Origin of the sequence: Vibrio sp. 10N.286.46.A8, from assembly GCF_041470165.1 — a bacterium.
GTDB classification, from domain to species: Bacteria; Pseudomonadota; Gammaproteobacteria; order Enterobacterales; family Vibrionaceae; genus Vibrio; species Vibrio tasmaniensis_A.
The window spans coordinates 16,539-36,167 of sequence record NZ_JBFRLX010000097.1 but is presented as its reverse complement, the minus strand read 5'-3'; the positions used below and the strand labels follow the sequence as shown (position 1 = coordinate 36,167).

20 protein-coding genes are annotated in these 19,629 nt (G+C 45.2%); 16 read left to right on the top strand and 4 right to left on the bottom strand.

Translation table 11 applies throughout. The annotated features are described in order from the left end of the window. From AB4232_RS11185 to AB4232_RS11165, 5 genes are all read left to right on the top strand, one after another. Window positions 1–328: DUF2796 domain-containing protein (locus AB4232_RS11185; protein WP_372087119.1), on the top strand; the 328-nt coding region annotated here is incomplete at its 5' end. 139 nt (window positions 329–467) lie between these two features. Further along, window positions 468–1,184 (top strand): ABC transporter ATP-binding protein, encoded by a 717-nt coding sequence (locus AB4232_RS11180; protein ID WP_371703700.1) that lies wholly within the window; start codon window positions 468–470, stop codon window positions 1,182–1,184. Beyond that, window positions 1,181–2,440, top strand: a complete 1,260-nt coding sequence (locus tag AB4232_RS11175; RefSeq protein ID WP_004735278.1) for an ABC transporter permease — start codon at window positions 1,181–1,183, stop codon at window positions 2,438–2,440. The genes AB4232_RS11180 and AB4232_RS11175 overlap by 4 nt, the downstream gene beginning before the upstream one ends. Before the next feature lie 14 nt (window positions 2,441–2,454). After that, window positions 2,455–2,970 (top strand): DUF3299 domain-containing protein, encoded by a 516-nt coding sequence (locus AB4232_RS11170; RefSeq protein WP_004735277.1) that lies wholly within the window; start codon window positions 2,455–2,457, stop codon window positions 2,968–2,970. Window positions 2,971–3,321: 351 nt separating this feature from the next. Beyond that, entirely contained in the window at window positions 3,322–4,230 is a 909-nt protein-coding gene (locus tag AB4232_RS11165) for a TIGR03899 family protein (protein ID WP_135382119.1), read from the top strand. Window positions 4,231–4,397: 167 nt separating this feature from the next. On the opposite strand, the gene cysC is transcribed toward AB4232_RS11165, so the two are convergent. The 4 genes from cysC to cysD form a co-directional block, all read right to left on the bottom strand. Further along, window positions 4,398–5,018: an adenylyl-sulfate kinase gene (gene cysC / locus AB4232_RS11160; protein ID WP_371703698.1), complete on the bottom strand. Its 621-nt coding sequence runs from the start codon at window positions 5,016–5,018 to the stop codon at window positions 4,398–4,400. 24 nt (window positions 5,019–5,042) lie between these two features. Next, entirely contained in the window at window positions 5,043–6,767 is a 1,725-nt protein-coding gene (locus AB4232_RS11155; protein ID WP_009847766.1) for an SLC13 family permease, read from the bottom strand. 65 nt (window positions 6,768–6,832) lie between these two features. Next, window positions 6,833–8,263, bottom strand: coding sequence for a sulfate adenylyltransferase subunit CysN (gene cysN / locus AB4232_RS11150; protein ID WP_004735272.1), 1,431 nt, complete (start codon window positions 8,261–8,263; stop codon window positions 6,833–6,835). 18 nt (window positions 8,264–8,281) lie between these two features. Continuing rightward, complete coding sequence (cysD, locus tag AB4232_RS11145) at window positions 8,282–9,226, bottom strand: sulfate adenylyltransferase subunit CysD (protein WP_226974827.1); 945 nt, start codon at window positions 9,224–9,226, stop codon at window positions 8,282–8,284. 415 nt (window positions 9,227–9,641) lie between these two features. Here cysD and AB4232_RS11140 point away from each other — a divergent pair, with 415 nt between their 5' ends. From AB4232_RS11140 to AB4232_RS11090, 11 genes are all read left to right on the top strand, one after another. After that, window positions 9,642–11,618: a bifunctional 2',3'-cyclic-nucleotide 2'-phosphodiesterase/3'-nucleotidase gene (locus tag AB4232_RS11140; protein WP_017096578.1), complete on the top strand. Its 1,977-nt coding sequence runs from the start codon at window positions 9,642–9,644 to the stop codon at window positions 11,616–11,618. A 284-nt stretch (window positions 11,619–11,902) separates the two neighbouring features. Further along, entirely contained in the window at window positions 11,903–12,490 is a 588-nt protein-coding gene (locus AB4232_RS11135) for a DedA family protein (protein WP_269335828.1), read from the top strand. After that, complete coding sequence (locus AB4232_RS11130) at window positions 12,487–13,620, top strand: D-alanine--D-alanine ligase (RefSeq protein ID WP_372087118.1); 1,134 nt, start codon at window positions 12,487–12,489, stop codon at window positions 13,618–13,620. Before AB4232_RS11135 ends, AB4232_RS11130 begins: the two co-directional genes overlap by 4 nt. Window positions 13,621–13,639: 19 nt before the next feature. Then, entirely contained in the window at window positions 13,640–14,182 is a 543-nt protein-coding gene (locus AB4232_RS11125; RefSeq protein ID WP_017078811.1) for a DinB family protein, read from the top strand. Window positions 14,183–14,184: 2 nt separating this feature from the next. Further along, window positions 14,185–14,934 carry an NRDE family protein gene (locus AB4232_RS11120; protein ID WP_372087117.1) on the top strand — a complete coding sequence of 250 codons (750 nt, stop codon included), beginning with the start codon at window positions 14,185–14,187 and terminating at the stop codon, window positions 14,932–14,934. Window positions 14,935–14,946: 12 nt separating this feature from the next. Next, window positions 14,947–15,384, top strand: coding sequence for a YHS domain-containing (seleno)protein (locus AB4232_RS11115; protein WP_012604897.1), 438 nt, complete (start codon window positions 14,947–14,949; stop codon window positions 15,382–15,384). 10 nt (window positions 15,385–15,394) lie between these two features. Then, a complete protein-coding gene (locus tag AB4232_RS11110) occupies window positions 15,395–15,838 on the top strand; it encodes a hypothetical protein (protein WP_372048532.1) in 444 nt (147 codons plus the stop codon). A 12-nt stretch (window positions 15,839–15,850) separates the two neighbouring features. After that, on the top strand, window positions 15,851–17,605 hold the full coding sequence (locus AB4232_RS11105; RefSeq protein WP_372087116.1) for a lysophospholipid acyltransferase family protein: 1,755 nt from the start codon (window positions 15,851–15,853) through the stop codon (window positions 17,603–17,605). A 71-nt stretch (window positions 17,606–17,676) separates the two neighbouring features. Next, complete coding sequence (locus tag AB4232_RS11100) at window positions 17,677–18,243, top strand: Crp/Fnr family transcriptional regulator (RefSeq protein ID WP_017083773.1); 567 nt, start codon at window positions 17,677–17,679, stop codon at window positions 18,241–18,243. A gap of 57 nt (window positions 18,244–18,300) precedes the next feature. Continuing rightward, complete coding sequence (locus AB4232_RS11095; protein ID WP_372087115.1) at window positions 18,301–18,753, top strand: GNAT family N-acetyltransferase; 453 nt, start codon at window positions 18,301–18,303, stop codon at window positions 18,751–18,753. Next, complete coding sequence (locus AB4232_RS11090; protein ID WP_372087114.1) at window positions 18,753–19,601, top strand: DMT family transporter; 849 nt, start codon at window positions 18,753–18,755, stop codon at window positions 19,599–19,601. Before AB4232_RS11095 ends, AB4232_RS11090 begins: the two co-directional genes overlap by 1 nt. Window positions 19,602–19,629 lie beyond the last annotated feature (28 nt).

Genomic DNA, 19,629 nt, shown 5'->3' with positions numbered 1-19,629 from the left:
CCACAAAGGCCATGACCACGCTGAACACGATCATGACGACCACAAAGGCCATGATCACGCAGAATACGACCATGATGACCACAAAGGCCATGATCACGCAGAACACGATCATGATGACCATGAAGGCCATGCCCATTCAGAAGGGGGGCACGGTGAGTTCACTGTCGAGTACCATTACCAATGTTCAGATATTGCGAAGCTAGATACTGTGAGCACTCAATGGTTCTCTAAGTTCAGCAACACAAAATCAATGACGGTAAACCTTCTAACTGACAGCGCTCAAATTCAAGAAGTGCTTAACGCAGATCGTATTAGTTTTCGATTCTAATCCGTATTAGATTGAATTAAACGTAGATACGCAGCCAAGTAAGTAGTCACTTACTTGGTTGTGCAAATCGGTGTGTCCTGGGAATTTATTTTTCTAATAGCTGTCCAGTAAATACACCGCTTTAATCATTGGAGCTAATATGTCTTTTGACAGTTCATCACTTGTGGTCAAACTCGAAAATATCAGCTTTCGTTGGAAGCCTGAATTACCCCCAACGCTAGAGATCCCCTCACTGCATATCCAAGCCCAAGAGCACCTTTTCATCAAAGGGCCTAGTGGTTGTGGAAAGTCAACATTGCTAGGGTTACTGACCGGAATCAACCAAGCTGAACAAGGCGAAGTATCTATCCTTGGCCAAGATCTCACACAGCTAACACCTCGCCAGAGAGACAAATTCAGAGCCGATCATATTGGTTATATATTCCAACAATTTAACCTGCTTCCTTACTTGTCAGTGATCGACAACGTGACGCTTCCTTGTCAGTTTTCTAAGATTCGTAAGCAGCAAGTCGCTGAAAGTCAGAATAGCCTGCAAGCAACCGCTCAAGAGTTGTTGCTCAGATTAAAGCTACCTCGAGCTCTAATGGACAAGCCAGTTACCGAGTTGAGTATTGGTCAACAACAACGTGTTGCTGCCGCTCGTGCTTTGATCGGCCAACCCAAAATCATTATTGCCGACGAACCGACATCGGCTCTGGATCATGACAACCGAGAAGCCTTTATCGAACTGTTGCTAGAACAAGCGAATCAGGCGGGTTCTACCCTGATCTTTGTTAGTCACGATCCAACATTAGAAAAACTGTTCACTCGAACCATAGATTTAAAAACCGTTAACCAAGCTAAGGTTGTCGTATGAAAGTAATTACTCACTTAGCCTTAAAAAGCGTACTCAACCGTAAAGCCACAGCCATTCTGACTATTCTCACCGTGGCGGTGTCAGTCATTCTATTACTCGGTGTGGAACGTGTAAGAACCGAAGCTAAGAGCAGCTTTGCGAATACGATTTCAGGTACTGACCTTATCGTCGGTGGCCGCTCAGGTCAGGTAAACCTGCTGCTTTATTCCGTATTTAGAATCGGTAATGCGACCAACAACATCGACTGGAAAAGCTATGAAGAATTTAGCCAGCACAACGCTGTAAAGTGGGCGATCCCAATCTCATTGGGTGATTCACATAAAGGCTTCCGCGTAATGGGCACGAACCATAGCTACTTCGAGAATTATCGCTATGGAAGTAAGCAACCACTTACTTTTCAGCAAGGCAAAGAATTCAATCAGCTATTTGATGTCGTGATTGGTGCCGATGTCGCGAAGAAGTTAGATTACAAGATTGGTGATCACATCATTCTGGCGCACGGTATCAGTGATGTCGCCTTCAGTCGCCACGACAACCTGCCCTTCACCATTGTCGGAATACTCGCGCCAACCGGCACACCAGTAGATAAAACGGTGCATGTTTCGTTAGAGGCCATTGAAGCGATTCACGTTGGTTGGGAATCGGGGGCCAACCTAGGCCACACACCGAATGCTGAAGCGCTAAAGCAACGTGACTTCCAACCAAAGCAGATTACCGCGATGATGGTTGGCCTTAAATCGAAGATCCAAACCTTTGCACTGCAACGAGAAATCAATAACTACCGCCAAGAACCTTTGAGCGCCATTATGCCAGGTATTGCGCTTCACGAATTGTGGGGAATGATGGCCGTAGCAGAGCAAGCACTACTGATTGTTTCAGGGTTTGTTGTAATCGCGGGACTGTTAGGGATGCTGAGTAGTCTACTCACTAGCTTGCAAGAAAGACGTCGAGAGATGGCCATTCTGCGCGCGATGGGAGCAAGGCCTCGTCATGTGTTCGGTTTACTGATCAGTGAAGCAAGTGCCCTAACCTTCCTCGGTATCACATTGGGTGTTGCCGTGTTGTTTGCGCTAATCGCAGTAGTTGCTCCTATTGTGCAACAAAGTTATGGTATCAACATATCGATATCCGCAATCACACCTCATGAGTGGAAACTGCTTATGTTGGTGCAAGTTGCCGGAATCATTATTGGCTTTATTCCCGCTTTCAGAGCTTACCGTCAGTCATTGTCTGATGGCATGACTATTCGAATCTAAAATAGGAACCTATGATGCAACGCAAATTCCTACTGATACTTGGGTTACTTATGTTCCCATTTATCAGCACAGCTCACGCTGAAACCACTCAGACTGACGAATCGGTATTAACACTCGATTGGATTGACTTGATTCCAGAGTCAGAGCGAGCACAACTCGACTCATTTGGCATGCCGATGGTTAACCACGACAGTATGGACAAACCTCAACAATCGACACTTGGCGCTGTTCGCCCAGAGCTGAATGGCAGCACAGTCAAGATTCCTGGCTTTGTGATTCCATTGGAAGGCGATGAGAACATGATCACTGAGTTTCTGTTAGTACCGTACTTTGGCGCATGTATCCACGTACCGCCACCGCCGCCGAACCAAATCATCTACGTGAAGTTCCCTAAAGGTGCACCAATACAGCAGCTATGGGATGTGATTTATTTAGTAGGTACACTAAAAACCGAGTCAATAAGCCACGACTTAGCTCAAACCGGTTATCTTATTGAAGGTACTGCGATTGAAGAATATGACGACATGTAGTCATTAGAAGGGTGGCTCAAGGATGAGCTGCCGTCACTGAACGAGTGAGATCATTCAATAACAGTTTAATAACGATGATTTTATTCTAAATTATGCGATGTAATTAGATAAGTACGCTAGAACAGCGACATAAGTAGCGAGTAATAACCCTATACTAAGCTGTTTCTTCAGCTTGTTATCATTGACTTGATTCATAACTCCTCCTTGAGAATTACAACAAATTTAACATTTTATTATCATTAGCAAAAGTAAAATTTTGTTGAAACCTTCAACTCTGCACGCAAAATCTAGCCACCAATAAGATAAAGAGTTACATTTTAGACAGTTAAGTCGTTTCCTTAGGGTACTCTTATGTCAGAAACCAAACAGCCAGTGATCATTGAGCATGCTAGCGATACACAGCACAAGCATGAGAAAAAGCCTCATATTGCCGACAGTGCAAGCAAAATGCGGCACATCGCACAAAGCTTCGGCCTAGATTCCTTAATTAGTCATAGTGCAAAGCCAAACGATAAAGCTGAGAGTACGCTTATCGAACGGGCACTATTACGAGAGAAAAAACGTAGAGAACTTCGCCAAAAGAACCTAGAACAGATTCTAAAGTTGGCACACTCTTCATGTAAAGATGAAGCGGCTGGAGACCCTGATCAGGACTGGCTATACCGTTTCTTCGATATGGCACAAGAGATCCACAATACATCGATGCAGAGGCTATGGGCTCAAGTACTGAAACGAGAAGTCACCAACCCAGGCTCGACTTCGATGAAAGCGCTGCAGATCTTAAAAGACATGACACCAAAAGAAGCGCTCACCCTGCAAAGAGCAGCGTCACTTGGTTGTAGCTTTGGTAGTGATAACAGCAGAAAACTGTTACTCGGCTTTAAATCCCATGCTGGAATCTTCAGCTTTGGTAAAAGGGACACCACCAACACCATCAATCTTGGTGGACACAACCTTCCCTATTCTAGCTTGCTCCACTTGATTGAACTCGGGATTATTCTGGGCACAGAACTAGAATCTGGAGAGATTGATTTCGATCCAGCTCTGCACTTAACTTATCAAGGTAAGGGCATGTCACTGGCACCATTATCAAAAGGGGTGAAGCTGATTTACTACCGATTCAGTCCAACAGGCAATGAGCTGTGCAACTTACTTGGCAACAAGCCTAACACGCAGTATTACGACCAACTGATTGCGCTATTGAGCCAAAAGTTTACGGTTCAAACAGAAGTTAAAAGCAGTGTGAACTACACCGTCTAGACAATCGATACTGTAAAAAATAGACGGTGTACGCTGTGAAGAGTATTGATAAGAGTGAAGAGAATCTAGAGGATAGGGTTCTTGTCTCGGAAAACCAAGGCTGCACTATTTATCCGTAGTGAATTAAGCAGATAAACAGGAGAGTAGCCTTAGTCATACCAGCGATCTCAATTGGATAAAATATTACGCTTCTCTAAAGCATCAATACACAATTCGACCAGTTCATCGAGTGTCTTTTCGCCCGCGGGTAGATCTATCTCAGGGCTCTGAGGCGCTTCGTACACTGAGCTAATACCCGTGAAGTTCGGGATTTCTCCCGCTCGTGCTTTCTTATACAGGCCTTTCGGGTCACGCTGCTCACACACCTCAAGTGGTGTGTTCACAAACACCTCAAGAAACTCCCCTTCCGGTAATAAATCACGTACCAACTGTCTCTCCGCTTGATGTGGAGAGATAAACGCTGACAACACGATCAAACCCGCATCCGCCATCAATTTAGCGAGCTCACCAATACGACGAATATTCTCTCGACGGTCTTGCTCTGAGAAGCCAAGGTCGCTACATAACCCATGACGGACATTGTCGCCATCCAATAAGTAAGTATGGTAACCAAGTTGGGCTAAGCGGTTTTCTAATGCTCCAGCAACTGTTGATTTCCCAGAACCAGATAATCCAGTGAACCAGAGCACAGCTGGTTTCTGTGATTTCAGATCCGCACGAAATGTTTTATCAATCGAATGTTGATGCCACACAACATTCTCATCTTTTGGTTTGAGTACTGCGGTCATAATTAGTCCTTTAAATAAACAGCATTAAAATGGGAAAAAGTAAGGAATCAGGGTCAGCACCAAGCCCGAATAGACAATCGAGATTGGGATGCCGATACGTAGATAATCCGTGAGATGGTAATTACCTACGCTATAAACAAGTAAATTAGTTTGGTAGCCGTATGGCGAAATAAAACTGGCACTGGCACCAAATAGAACCGCCATAATGAATGGCATAGGGTCAACGCCATAGCCGATAGCCATGCTATAGCCGATTGGGAAAGAGAGTGCTGCGGCCGCATTATTGGTAACCAGTTCTGTTAGAACCAAGGTCATAAAATAGGTCGCGACTAACGCACCAAACACGCCCCAGCCATTAAAGGCTTCCATAAACATCAGCCCCATACGCTCAGACAGCCCAGATGAAATCATCAGTTGAGCAATAGACAGAGCGGAGCCAACGATCACCACAATATCAACCGGAAAACGGCGACGGAGTTCACCCAGTTGCACCACACCAAAGGCCACCAGCAACAGTAAGAAACCAGCCAGCCCTTTGATAATCGGCACGACTTCAGCAAGGGCTAGACCAATCACACTGGCAAAACCGAGCAATACAAACGTCGATTTATCGGCATCAAGCTTGGCACTCGAGTCCAAGTCATTCATCAACACAAACTCTTTGTTGTGTTGCTGGCGCTGTTCTTCAAAGCGTTTACCGGGAACCAAAATCAAGGTATCACCAGCGGTCAATGTGATATTCCCTAGCCCACCTTCAAGGCGCTCATGGCCACGACGAATAGCAACTACAACTGCATCGAAACGGTCTCTAAACTGGCTTGTTTTGAGGGTTTTATTACAGAAGCTTGCCGACGAACTCACCACCACTTCAACAAAGCTCTGGCCGTTAAGGTGATGCTGGCCAAACAGGGTCAACCCTTGAATTTCTTGTAGTGTCGCTACGCTTTCAACGTCGCCACAAAACAGCAACCGGTCACGAGCTTGAAGAATAAAATCAGGGTCAATCGAAGCCGTGGTCTTACCGTCGCGAATCACTTCGGCTAAGAACAATTTTCTCAAAGCTCTGAGATTATTTTCGCTAACACTGCGGCCAACTAACGGTGAGCCAGGTTCAACTCGCGCCTCTAGAAAGTAAGGCAGATCGTCCTGCGACCCATCATCGTAGCTTGGTAAGAAGTAACTCAGAGGGATAAGAATCAAAACACCACCCACCAAGACCGCTAAACCGATCAAGGTTGGTGTGAAAAAGTTTAAGCTTGGCAATCCCGCATCTTCAACAAAACTATTGATGATCAAATTGGTTGAAGTGCCGATCAATGTCAGGGTTCCGCCTAAAATGGCAGCGTATGACAAAGGGATAAGTAACTTAGATGGCGCGTGCTGTTGATTGCGTTTGATCGCACCGATCAAAGAGACAACCACCGCTGTGTTATTAGTAAAAGAAGAAAGTAGCGCTGTGGAAATACCCAACTTCGCAACCACGGTACCTAGCCTACCTTCAGAGATATTGCGGCTAACCCAGCTGATTAAGCGAGTTTTCTCCAACGCACTTGATGCGAGGATCAGAAGAATTAAAGTCAGTAACGAGGAGTTAGTGAAGTTATTGGCTAGGCTCGACAAGTCGATCATACCAGCCATAAAAGCAATAAAAGCCGCGCCAGCAAAGATAAAGCTTGGCTTAATACGGGTAACGAGCAGGCAAGTAATGATGCCGAGCAAAATCGCTAATACAAATCCTTGTTGCCACATATACCCGTCCTTTATGGCGGAAACAATCGGTTTCCGCCTGATTCAATAAGCTGTTACTTGGTCGTTTATGACTTCAGTAGTTGGCTTAGATCTTTGGCATCCCAATGAGGGAAGTGCTTGCGTACCAATGCGTTGAACTCAAGTTCAAATGCAGAGAAGTTACCGACTTGCTGTTCAACAGAGTCCAAACGGTCTCGAATCAAACCAGCACCAACCGTCACATTAGTCAGGCGGTCGATAACAATGAAACCACCGGTGTCCGCACTCTCACGGTATTTATCCAGCGCGACGGTCTCGTTCAATGACCATTCACACAAACCAATACCATTCAGTGGCAACTCATCAACAGCGTGAGTCGACAGGTTGTTGATATCATATTGATGACGAACCGTTTCAACCTGACCGACGGTTTTCTTACCTGCGATCTTGATGTCGTAAGCTTTACCCGGTTGCAGTGGTTGCTCTGTCATCCACACGATGTCTGCCAATACATGGTTGGTTGATTCAATCTGTGCATTTTCTAGCACAATCAAATCACCACGGCTGATATCGATTTCATCTTCAAGAGTCAGTGTTACCGCCAAACCCGCTTGTGCTGATTCAAGTTCACCATCAAAGGTCACAATGCTTGCCACCTTAGAGGTTTTACCTGAAGGCAACGCCTTGATTTCATCACCGACGCTGACACGACCAGAAGCCACGGTGCCGGCAAAGCCACGGAAATCTAAGTTAGGACGATTGACATACTGCACAGGGAAACGGAATTCGCCCGCAGAACGTTTTTGGTCAATGTCTACGTTCTCTAACACTTCTAATAGCGATGGACCTTCGAACCATGCAAGCTCTTTGCTTGGCGCAGCAACGTTAATACCTTCAAGTGCCGAAACTGGCAGAATCTGAATATTAGTTTCGCCCTCTAGGTTTTCAGCAAACTCTAGGTACTGATCGCGAATCTCCTCAAAACGATCTTGCGAGTACTCGACGAGATCCATTTTGTTGACTGCGACGATGAAATGCTTCAAACCAAGCAGGTTAGAAATAAACGAGTGACGACGTGTTTGATCCAGTACACCCTTACGAGCATCAATCAAGATCACAGCCAGATCACACGTTGAAGCGCCTGTTGCCATGTTGCGCGTGTACTGCTCATGCCCAGGAGTATCAGCAATAATGAATTTACGTTTTTGCGTCGAGAAGTAGCGATAAGCCACATCGATCGTGATGCCTTGCTCACGTTCAGCTTGCAAGCCATCAACAAGCAGTGCCAAGTCAGGCTTCTCTCCTGTAGTACCCACTCGTTGGCTATCCGAGTGAACTGCTGCTAGCTGATCTTCATAAATCTGTTTCGTATCATGGAGCAAGCGACCGATTAAGGTACTTTTACCGTCATCTACTGAGCCACAAGTTAAAAATCTAAGCATAGATTTATGCTGATGCTGACTTAGATAACCTTCAATCCCTAGTTCAGCCAATTCGGCTTCTACTGCACTATTCATTTTTCTTTCCTTAGATTCTTAGAAATAACCTTGGCGCTTTTTCAGCTCCATAGAGCCCGACTGATCATGGTCAATCGCTCGACCTTGACGCTCACTGGACGTCGCCACCAGCATCTCTTCAATAATGCCTGTTAGCGTATTCGCCTCAGATTCAACGGCTCCGGTTAGTGGGTAACATCCCAAAGTACGGAAGCGAACGCTTTTCTCTTCAATCACTTCACCTTCTTGCAGTTCCATACGGTCATCATCAACCATGATCAGCATGCCATCACGCTCAACCACAGGACGTTTATCAGATAGGTAAAGCGGAACAATATCGATGCTCTCTAGGTAGATGTATTGCCAGATATCAAGCTCAGTCCAGTTAGATAGTGGGAAGACACGAATGCTTTCGCCCTTATTAACCTGACCGTTGTAGGTGTGCCAAAGCTCTGGACGCTGGTTTTTTGGATCCCATGTATGGTTCTTATCGCGGAAAGAATAAACACGCTCTTTTGCTCGAGATTTTTCTTCATCACGACGCGCACCACCAAAAGCGGCATCGAACCCGTACTTGTTTAACGCCTGCTTAAGGCCTTGAGTTTTCATGATGTCTGTATGCTTAGAAGAGCCATGTACGAATGGGCTACACCCCATCTCAATACCTTCTGGGTTCTTATGTACTAAAAGGTCGAAGCCGTACTTTTTAGCCGTACGATCACGAAACTCAATCATCTCGCGAAATTTCCAATCCGTATCAACGTGCAATAGTGGGAATGGAATCTTGCCTGGATAAAACGCTTTGCGAGCTAAATGAAGCATCACAGAAGAATCTTTACCGATAGAGTACATCATCACTGGGTTATCAAACTCAGCAGCAACTTCACGGATAATATGAATACTTTCCGCTTCAAGTTGTTTTAGGTGGGTTAAACGTTCTTGGTCCATTTCAGTGCTTCCTTTAAGGCTCGCAGTACGAGCAATTCATTACTTGGTCTTGCCAAGCATGGGATTTAACTCATCCACTTGAGTGAATGGGAGTATTGGCACTAGAAGAAAACAGAAGCTTCGTTTTGAGCTATCCTTGCTATTCATCTGCCTGATACGTCCTTGATATAGGCATTATGACGAGCCTCTCATATTACTGGAAATTCTAAAATTTCATTTTTTATTCGAAAAGCTGATAAGGGATGAGATTCATCAATAAATAGGTGAAATGAATGGGCTAATATTATCGATATCAGTTGCACATCGATTGAGCAGCTTTGGGAGGCGCCTTGCAGAACACTATAAAGTAATCGATCTAAGTCACGAATTAACATTCGTTGTAATCATTGTTTCATTCCATTTTGTTACATTACGCAACGAATTTTCTACTAATCCACTTTGGAGCTCCAAAATGAAAGTTGCAATGAAACCTTTGTCATTGGCTGTACTTGCTGGTCTTGGTCTGACTTTAGCAGGCTGCACAACAACACCAGATACCGATGAAGTGATTAAATTACGTGTCGTAGAAACGACGGATATCCATACCAACCTAATGGATTACGACTACTACAAAGACAAGCCGTCGAAAAAAATCGGCTTAGCACGTACTGCAACTCTAGTAAAAGAAGCTCAAAGCGAAGTAACCAACAGCGTATTAGTTGATAACGGTGACTTGCTGCAAGGTAGCCCGATGGGTGACTACATGGCAGACAAAGGCATCGAAGCGGGCGAAGTTCACCCTGCATACAAAGCAATGAACCAACTAAGCTATGACGCTGCAAACCTAGGTAACCACGAATTCAACTACGGTCTTGAGTTCCTAGAAGAGTCAATCAACGACGCTGATTTCCCGTACATCAGTGCTAACGTTTACGATGCAGAAACCAAAGAACACTACTTCACGCCTTACATCATCAAGACGCACACGTTTGAAGATACTGCTGGCGTAGAACATGAAGTAAAAGTGGGTTACATCGGTTTTGTTCCACCACAAATCATGACGTGGGATAAGAAGAACCTTGAAGGCAAAGTGATCGCTCGCGATATCATTGAGACAGCTAACGAGTTAGTGCCTCAAATGAAAGCGGAAGGCGCTGAAGTAATCGTTGCTATCCCTCACTCAGGCGTATCAACTGACCCGTACAAAAATGGCGAAGAGAACTCAACGTTCTACCTATCTGAAGTAGACGGCATTGATGCAATCGCATTTGGTCACTCTCACGCAGTATTCCCAGGAAAAGGTTTTGATGACATTCAAGGCATCAACAACGAAACGGGCACAATGAACGGCGTTGCGGCAGTCATGCCAGGCCGCTGGGGTAGCCACGTTGGTGTTATGGATCTAACACTTGCACAAAAAGACGGTAAGTGGGAAGTCGTTAAAGGCCAATCAGAAGCACGCCCAATCTACGACAAGGTAGAAAAGAAATCTCTTGCTGCTGCTGATGAAGGCATCGTTTCTGCACTAGAAAAAGACCACGCAGGTACTCGTGAGTTTGTTAACCAACCGATTGGTAAAGCAGACGATGTGATGTACAGCTTCTTGTCTCTAGTACAAGACGATCCAACTGTTCAAATCGTGAACCTTGCGCAAAAAGATTACGTTGAGCAGTTCATCCAAGGTGATCCAGACTTAGATGGCACACCTGTACTTTCAGCAGCTGCACCATTCAAAGCAGGCGGCCGTAAGAATGACCCAGCGAACTTCACTGAAGTTGAATCTGGTCAACTGACATTCCGTAACGCGGCTGACTTATACCTTTACCCGAACACGCTAGTTGCAATGAAGGTAACAGGCCACGAAGTAAAAGAGTGGCTTGAGTGTTCTGCTGGTCAATTCCAACAAATAGATGTTAATTCGACCGCACCACAGCAGTTGGTTGAATGGGATGGCTTCCGCACTTACAACTTTGATGTCATCGATGGCGTTGAGTACCAAATCGATGTTACACAACCAGCAAAATACGATGGTAACTGTAAAGTTATTAATGAAGGCTCTGAGCGTATCGTAGGTCTAACTTACCAAGGTAAGCCAATCGACGTGAAGCAAGACTTCCTGATCGCAACCAACAACTACCGAGCATACAGCAATAAGTTCCCAGGTACGGGTGAAGACTTCATCGCATTTGATGCACCAGATGAGAACCGTACTGTTCTAGCGAACTACATCTCTCGAGTGAGCAAAGAGCAAGGTCAAGTGAGCCCAACGGCTGATAACAACTGGTCATTTGCGCCAATCAAAACGGATAAAAAGCTAGATATCCGCTTTGAAACATCTCCAAGCGACAAAGCGGCAGAGTTCATCAAAGAAAAGGGTCAATACCCGATGAAACGTGTTGCGACTGACGATGTTGGTTTTGCTGTTTACCAGATTGACCTAACTAAATAGATTACCCTGTAATCCATAGTTAACGTTCAAAAAGGCTGAGTTTAACGATTCAGCCTTTTTCTTTTGTTATTTATAAACCAAATCCACAGCCCTACTTTTCTCACCGTAAACGCCCGCTAATTCAATACCCAAACAGCGCGACTCAAACCGCCAATAAAATCAAAAACATATAAAAAAGCAGCAATCGCCTGTAAGTTTTTCTCTGCTCCTCCTGTCTATTTAATTTACTACACTCAATGAATGGCCAACAAGCTATTCATCTATAGGATAGATAAGGACATTTGATGAGCACCGTTGAGAGCATTCAAGCATGGTTAAATACAGGAGAGGAATCGCTGCTATGGCTGATGCTTGGCATTATCGCGCTTTCTTACTTGCTTGAAGATCTGGCGATTGTTACAGCTGCAGGTTTAGCAACTCAAGGACTCATGCTTCCTCAATATGCGTTGCTTGCCATTTTCATCGGCATTGCCACAGGTGATATCGGTCTCTATTACCTAGGTAAATCAGGACGTTATTTCCGAGGCGTTCGTTACAAAGCCCTCACCAATCGATACTTTCGTGCACTTCGTACTAAATTACGTCAAAACGCTTTCAGCAGTCTTTTTGTCATCCGCTTTATTCCCGGACTTCGTACCGTCGGTTTTACCTTAAGTGGCTTTTTCGCAATCCCACTGCCTACTTTCTTGTTTGCCGTTATTAGTGCCACTGCGCTCTGGACTGGCATTGTCTTCTCTGCCATCTACTATTTAGGGACATCAGCGTGGCTGCAAGCCTCTGAATATCAATGGATCATCATCCCGTGTGCCATCGCTTTGCTGTTTATCGGCAATCGATTAATGAATAGAACCTACTCTAGAGGATTATCATGAGTTCACCGCAAGATATTCGCATCATTCCAGCACATCAAATCAATGCAGGCATGCCCTTGCTTGAAAAAGATACCGTGCGCAGTGTCTCTCCTTATGAGTTTCTTCCAACGTGGTTCTTCTACACGCCAGTGGTGATTCAAAGCCTGATGCAAGGGTTACGGCACTTTGACTGGGCGCTACCGCTCATCGCCAACCCGAGTATTAAGTTAAGCGGCATGGTAGGCGAATCAAAACACGAGATACTGAGCCTTGCCGGATCATCGAGTCAGCGTTGGATCTCTCCGTTTATCACCTTAACCAAAACGGATCTTAGCAGTAAGAAACAAGCCGAAGATGCGCGCAGCGCACTCATACAGTCGGATCTCGATTTCCCGATTGTGGCCAAACCGGATCTTGGCTGTCGAGGTGTTGGCGTTAAGCTGATCAACACACAAGATCAACTTGAGCAGTATGTTGAGTCTTTCCCAAATAATGCACGCTTTCTATTGCAAGAAAAGGCGCCTTATCAAGCCGAAGCGGGTGTTTTCTACGTTCGCTACCCAAATAAAAAGCAAGGCGAGATCATCTCGATCACACTCAAATACGCACCAATGGTGGTGGGCGATGGCAGCTCGACACTCAAGCAGTTAATTGAAAATAGCCCGCGTGCTGGGCAGCTTAGTCATCTCTATCTACCGAGACATGAAGATAAATTGGATCAAGTGCTCACAGAGGGCGAAGAGTTCCAACTCGCGTTTGCAGGTAGCCATAGCCGTGGCTGTATCTTCCGAGACGGCAACCAATACATCACTCAGGCTTTAACCGAACGCTTAGATGAGATATTCGACGACTTCGATGGCTTTCACTTTGGACGACTCGACGTCAAATTCAAGGACATGAACAGCCTAATGAACGGCGAGGACTTCACGATCCTTGAGGTCAATGGCGCAAGCAGTGAGGCCGGGCACATCTGGGATCGCAACACACCGCTGCGAGAGATATTTTCGACGCTACTCCTGCAATACCGCATTCTTTTTGATATTGGCGCTCAACAAAAACAAAGAGGACACCAGCCTCCTTCTTTTAAGAGCTTATTTAACGCGTGGCAAGAAGAGCGACGTCTTGTTCAACAATATCCGACCACCGATTAACTTTGTACGAGGATCATGAATGAACCCCATAGCCCAACCGAGCGCCCTCACTTCTTTCTCTCCTAGTATCAAGGGAGCGGTAGAGATATTGAATCAGGGTTTAGAGTTTTTGTTAGCCATATCTGACAGCGACTATCTGACACGAGCAAAGCCGCACGTCACAAGTTCTATTGGTGAGCATACTCGTCACACGCTCGATCTTTTTCACGCTTTGATTTTAAAAGAGAATGCGACCGTTGATTACAACACTCGTCGTCGTGGTCACCCCGTCGAATTCGACAGGTCGATTGCGTTGAAAGAGATCCATTACGTGATCAACTGGCTTGAACGATTAGACCGCAGAGATCTCGAAGCGCCTATCATGATCCAAACCGAAGTTTCGATGGATACACAAGTATTCGCCAGCCTGCCTTCTACGCTAGAAAGAGAAGTCACCTTTGCTGCGCTACACGCCAATCATCATTACGCGATGATCAAGGTGATCACGACCTTTCTTGATGTCGAAACATGCAACACCTTTGGTTATGCCCCAACCACCAGCAGCTATTTGAGGGAGCAATAATCATGTGTTCAGTATCTTGGCTGCTTGAAGACAATGGCTATCAGGTCTTTTTTAATCGTGATGAGCAAAAGACACGGGCACTGGCGATGCCACCTAAACAATATCGAGTTAACGGCGTCGATATCATCATGCCACTCGACCCAACCGGCGGTGGTAGCTGGATCAGTATCAATGAGTTCGGGCTTTCGTTATGCCTACTCAATAACTATCAAGGCATCGTACCTGTTGGACCTTTGGTCAGCCGTGGTTTGTTACTCAAGAACCTATCATCGAGTCGTAATATCAGTCAGCTCTCTGAAGCATTTCATAAGCTCGACCTGCACTCTTTTGCCCCATTTACCTTGCTGGCTTTTGCGCCGAACTTAACTCAACACCATGGTTTGGTTATCGCCTATATGTGGGATGGCATTCAACAAAAAATAGTCGAAACCGATTCTCCGCTGTTTTCATCCGGTGTTGATTTAGAGCGAGTACAAGCCTACCGACAAGCAAAATACGATCAGCTTATGGCAACGGGTAAGAATCAACAGAACTTACTTCAGTTTCACTCTCACCATCACAGCGAACAACCTCATTTAGCGACCTGTATGCATCGTGAAGACGCGCACACCGTGAGCTTTACACATTTACGCAATGTACACGGCCAAGCCTCGATGTTTTACGCACCCGGCTCGCCTTGTGAACCCATTAAACCATGCCAGATAAATCAACAGCGTTTTACCTTCGATTTATCACCAGCAATCAATCTATAGATGGAGTCCATCATGAGAAAACTATTAACCATGGTCATGCTACTTGTTAGCCCATATGTCTTTGCCGCCGATGAAATCTACACAGGGTTCTTTAGCAGTAAGGCGCTCGATGGCTACGACACTGTGGCTTATTTCACTTCAGGTAAACCTATTGAAGGCAGTAAAAAATTCAGCACCGAGTACAAAGGCGCGGACTGGTATTTCTCTTCTGAAAAGAATCTGACTTTATTTGTTAATAATCCTGAAAAATATGCCCCTCAATATGGTGGTTATTGCGCTTGGGCTGTTTCAGCAAAAAGTGATTTTGCACCCGGAGACCCGAATCAATGGACGATTGTTGATAACAAGCTTTACCTCAACTACGACCAAGAGATTAAACAGCGTTGGGAACAAGACCGAGCACAACATATTCAAAAAGCCGACACCATTTGGCCGCAACTGATCAAATAAGGGAATAACCATGACATTCACTCCAGCTAAACATATCCCTGCGGCATTTATTGCGTTTGTGTTCATTCAGTCGCTATTTTTTAAGTTCACCGGCTCATACGAAACTGAGCATATCTTTGGCACTTTGGCTACATGGTCTGGCTTGAGTTGGTTCGGTTCATTTGGCGGCTACTTGATTGGGTTTGCTGAATTGATTGCTGCCATTTTGCTGTTTACTCGTTGGCATGGCCTAGGTGCAATCATGAGTGTGGGAATTATGAGTGGTGCGATTTTCTTCCATCTGTTTACACCACTCGGTATTCAAATGCCTGAGTTTAATGCAGCGGGTGAAATTGTCGGTTATGACGGTGGATTACTGTTTGGTATGGCATGCCTAGTGTGGTTATGCGGTGCATTTTTAAGTGCGAAAGATTTCAAGAATCAAGACGGTTTCCTAAACAACTTTAGTCAATAAGGTAGCTTCATTATGATTGATAGTCCTTTTCGTTTACCACGTTACACGCCTTTTGGTTTAGGTGAGTCTGTTGTCGAGTGGGCAACTGGGCTATCTAAGCTAGATAAACTCTATCAAGATAGACCGGATGAGTTATCTAGCTTTGAATTCATGCATCACACCCTATCGGCTTTGAATATTGACTATTCTGTTTCCGCAGGCGCCACTGATAATATTCCCGAACAAGGGCCAGTAGTCATTGTGGCTAACCACCCACTTGGCGCGATTGAAGGTGTGATCCTTGCTGATCTCGTAGGATCGGTAAGGAAGGATGTGAAGGTGTTGGCAAATGAGCTACTCAAGCGACTGCCTGAACTGGATGATCTTTTCATCGGAGTCGATGTCTTTAATAGTAAAGAATCGAAACGCACCAACGCTAAAGCCATTCGAGATGCCAATCGTCATTTAGCCGACGGTGGATTGTTGATTGTGTTCCCTGCGGGCGAAGTATCGAGTTACCGTAAAGGGGCAAAAACACTGACAGACATCGAATGGAGCAAATCGGTTGCCAAATTCGTTAAACGACACCAAGCCACTACGGTTCCTATCTTTATCAATGGTAAAAACAGTGAGCTTTTCTACCAAGCCGGACGAGTTCATCCACTGTTACGAACTGCTTTACTTGGGCGTGAACTTCTTAATAAAAGAGCGACTACCATCTCTATCTCTATTGGTTCTTCAATCCCATACTCAGAGATAAAATCGTTTGAACAAGAGATGGATATCGTCAACTATCTGCGACTCAATACCTATCTGATGAGTCAACAAGATAGCCCTAACACGCCAATCCATGCGCCCTCTTTTGACACTCAGGTTATTACGCCTATTCCATCAGAAGTACTCTCTATAGAAGTCGCGTCACTTCCTCAAGAAATGAGATTACTCGAACAGGGCGATTTTGAGGTGTATTGCACGCCGAGCCAGTCGATCCCCAATTTAATGCGCGAGATTGGTCGAGTAAGAGAAGAAAGCTTTAGAGAGGTCGGCGAAGGCAGCGGGCTTGCCTGTGATTTAGATGAGTATGACCTTTACTACCATCAACTGTTTGTGTGGAACAAAGCAAAGGCTGAATTAGTCGGCGCATATCGACTCGGTATGGTCGACAAGTTAATCGCAGAGCATGGGCTTGATCAACTCTACTCTCGAAGTCTGTTTAACTACAATCAAGAATTCATCGATACCTTAGACAACAGTATCGAGCTTGGGCGTTCTGTAGTGAGCAAGCCTTATCAAAAGAGCCTTAACTCACTGTTACTATTATGGAAAGGCATCGCGGCCTTCGTGTATCGTCATCCTCAATACACTCACCTATTCGGCCCAGTCAGTATCAGTAATGATTACAGCCACAATGCGCGTCTGTTGATTGCGACTACCCTATCCATACACCATTACGATGAACAAAAGGCGAACTTGGTTTCTCCTTCGTCACCACTCAATACCAATAATAATGTGTTCTGGCAGAATCACCTGCTATCGTCATTGGCGAGTGTCCCTCTGCTTTCTAAAGTGTTGGCTCGTATGGAGCAAGGGAAAGGCCTACCGGTACTGCTACGCCAATACTTAGGGATGAACGGTAAACTTGTGTGCTTTAACGTCGATCCATCTTTTAATGATGCCTTGGATGGCTTGATTGTGGTTAATCTTAAGAAAGTACCGTTGAAAACCCTAGGCAAATACATGGGCAGAGACCTCGCTCAAGATTATCTAGAGCAACACAGTCGACGCTGATTTAGCCTGCTCTGTACCTCTCCCCAAATAAGTGCGATGATTTCGGCACTTATTTGGGTTAGGTTATTTTCATGCACTCCTCTTTTATCGAACAACTACAAAGCTTTGACTTCTCTGAGAGTCAGATTGAATCTCTATTAGCTGTCGCGAAGCCGCTTGAGCTGCCAACCCGACACATCCTGATCAATCAAGGTGAGATGGCGAGTTCGATCTACTTTGTACTTGAAGGCTTGTGCCACGCTTGTTATCTCACTAATGACGGCAAGCAATACAGCAAAGAATTCTACTGGGAACAAGACTGGATCATCGGCTTTGAGAGTTTGATAAAGAACCAAGCGTCCCCTTACCTACTAGAAACGCTCACACCCATCACAATGTTAGAACTGCCAATGAATGCGGTTATCGAGTGGCGTGCATCAAATAACCCTCTGTATTTAAAGCTGCTAGAAACTCAGCTGATGCATAAGGAAAACAAAGAACGCTTTATGCTGCTCTATACTCCCGAGCAACGCTACCAACTGTTCTGCGAACATTACCCCGACCTTGAACAGCGCTTGAACGACAATCAAATTGCGGCTTACCTAGGTATAACCGCGATCAGCTTGAGCAGAATCAAAGGTCGAATTAACAATAGTTAATGCCAACAATCATCGCACATAGTACATTCAGAGCATCGATAACCTCTGGATGTAAACATGATCACTTGGCACTCAACTCCCTTCTCTGAACTTTCAACACAACAGCTTTATCAACTACTTAAATTACGAGTAGATGTGTTCGTCGTTGAACAAAATTGCCCTTATCCAGAGCTCGATGGTAAAGATACACTCGCGGGTGTTGAACATTTGCTTGGCTATGCTGATGCAGAGCTAGTGGCGTGTGCACGCTTGTTACCACCAGGAACTTCTTACGACAACACGAGCATCGGCCGAGTGGCGACTAAGCAATCGGCAAGAGGTGATGGTTTAGGCCATCAATTGATAAAAGAAGCGTTAACACGCTGTGAGGCTCTTTGGCCGAGCACAACTATCGATATTGGTGCACAACAACACCTAGAAAACTTCTATGCGAGCCACGGCTTCAAAACGATCTCTGAAATGTACTTGGAAGACGATATACCACACATTGATATGAGATTAGAGAAGTAATGTCGAATATCACTGTCGGTATCCTATTGCTGATTGCAGGTAACTTGTTTGCCTCGCTTTCCGACGTAGCGGTAAAACTGTTGAATGGCGAAGTGCCACCTCTTCAGTATATTTTTTTCCGACAGTTGATATCTCTGCTCATCATCACCCCTTTGTGGCTACAGCAGAAAAAGGAACAACGACGCTTACAGCAAGCCAAAGTGACCATCATACGCGGACAGCTAATACTAATTGGCAGTGGATGTATGGTTGTCGCGATTACCCACTTATCTTTGGCTACCGCCAACGCTGTATTTTATGTCGCGCCCTTATTGATGCTGCCTCTATCTATGTTTCTACTGAAAGAGCAACCAGCACTTGGCAAGGTCATCGCCACCACTATCGGTTTTATTGGTGCATTGATTGTCTTGAGGCCATCGCAATTTCATTGGGCTGCATTGTTTGCATTAAGCACAGCGCTGACGCTCGCACTGTTCAATGTATTGGTAAGAAAGCTTCCGAGTGAGCAAACGGTGATCACTACGCTGTGGTGGACAACGTTATTCTCTATTCCAGCATCATTGGTACTGTGCTTCCTATACTGGCAACCGGTATCGGTGGAGCATTTGGGATACATAGCACTCAGTGCAACGTTAATCTTGAGTTACAACGGCCTTGCGGTTGCTGCCTACCAAAAAGCACACTCTAGCCAAATTGCCTTGGCTGAGTATTCAGGACTGGTGTTTGTCGCGTTAATAGGTGCAATATGGTTTGATGAGATACCAGATACGTTAACCTTTATCGGTATTATGCTCATCATCTTGCCACTCGCCCCTTTCAAGCGACCAAAAAAAAGAGCTAATGCTTAGCTCTTTTCTATCGTTTATATGTGTCTGG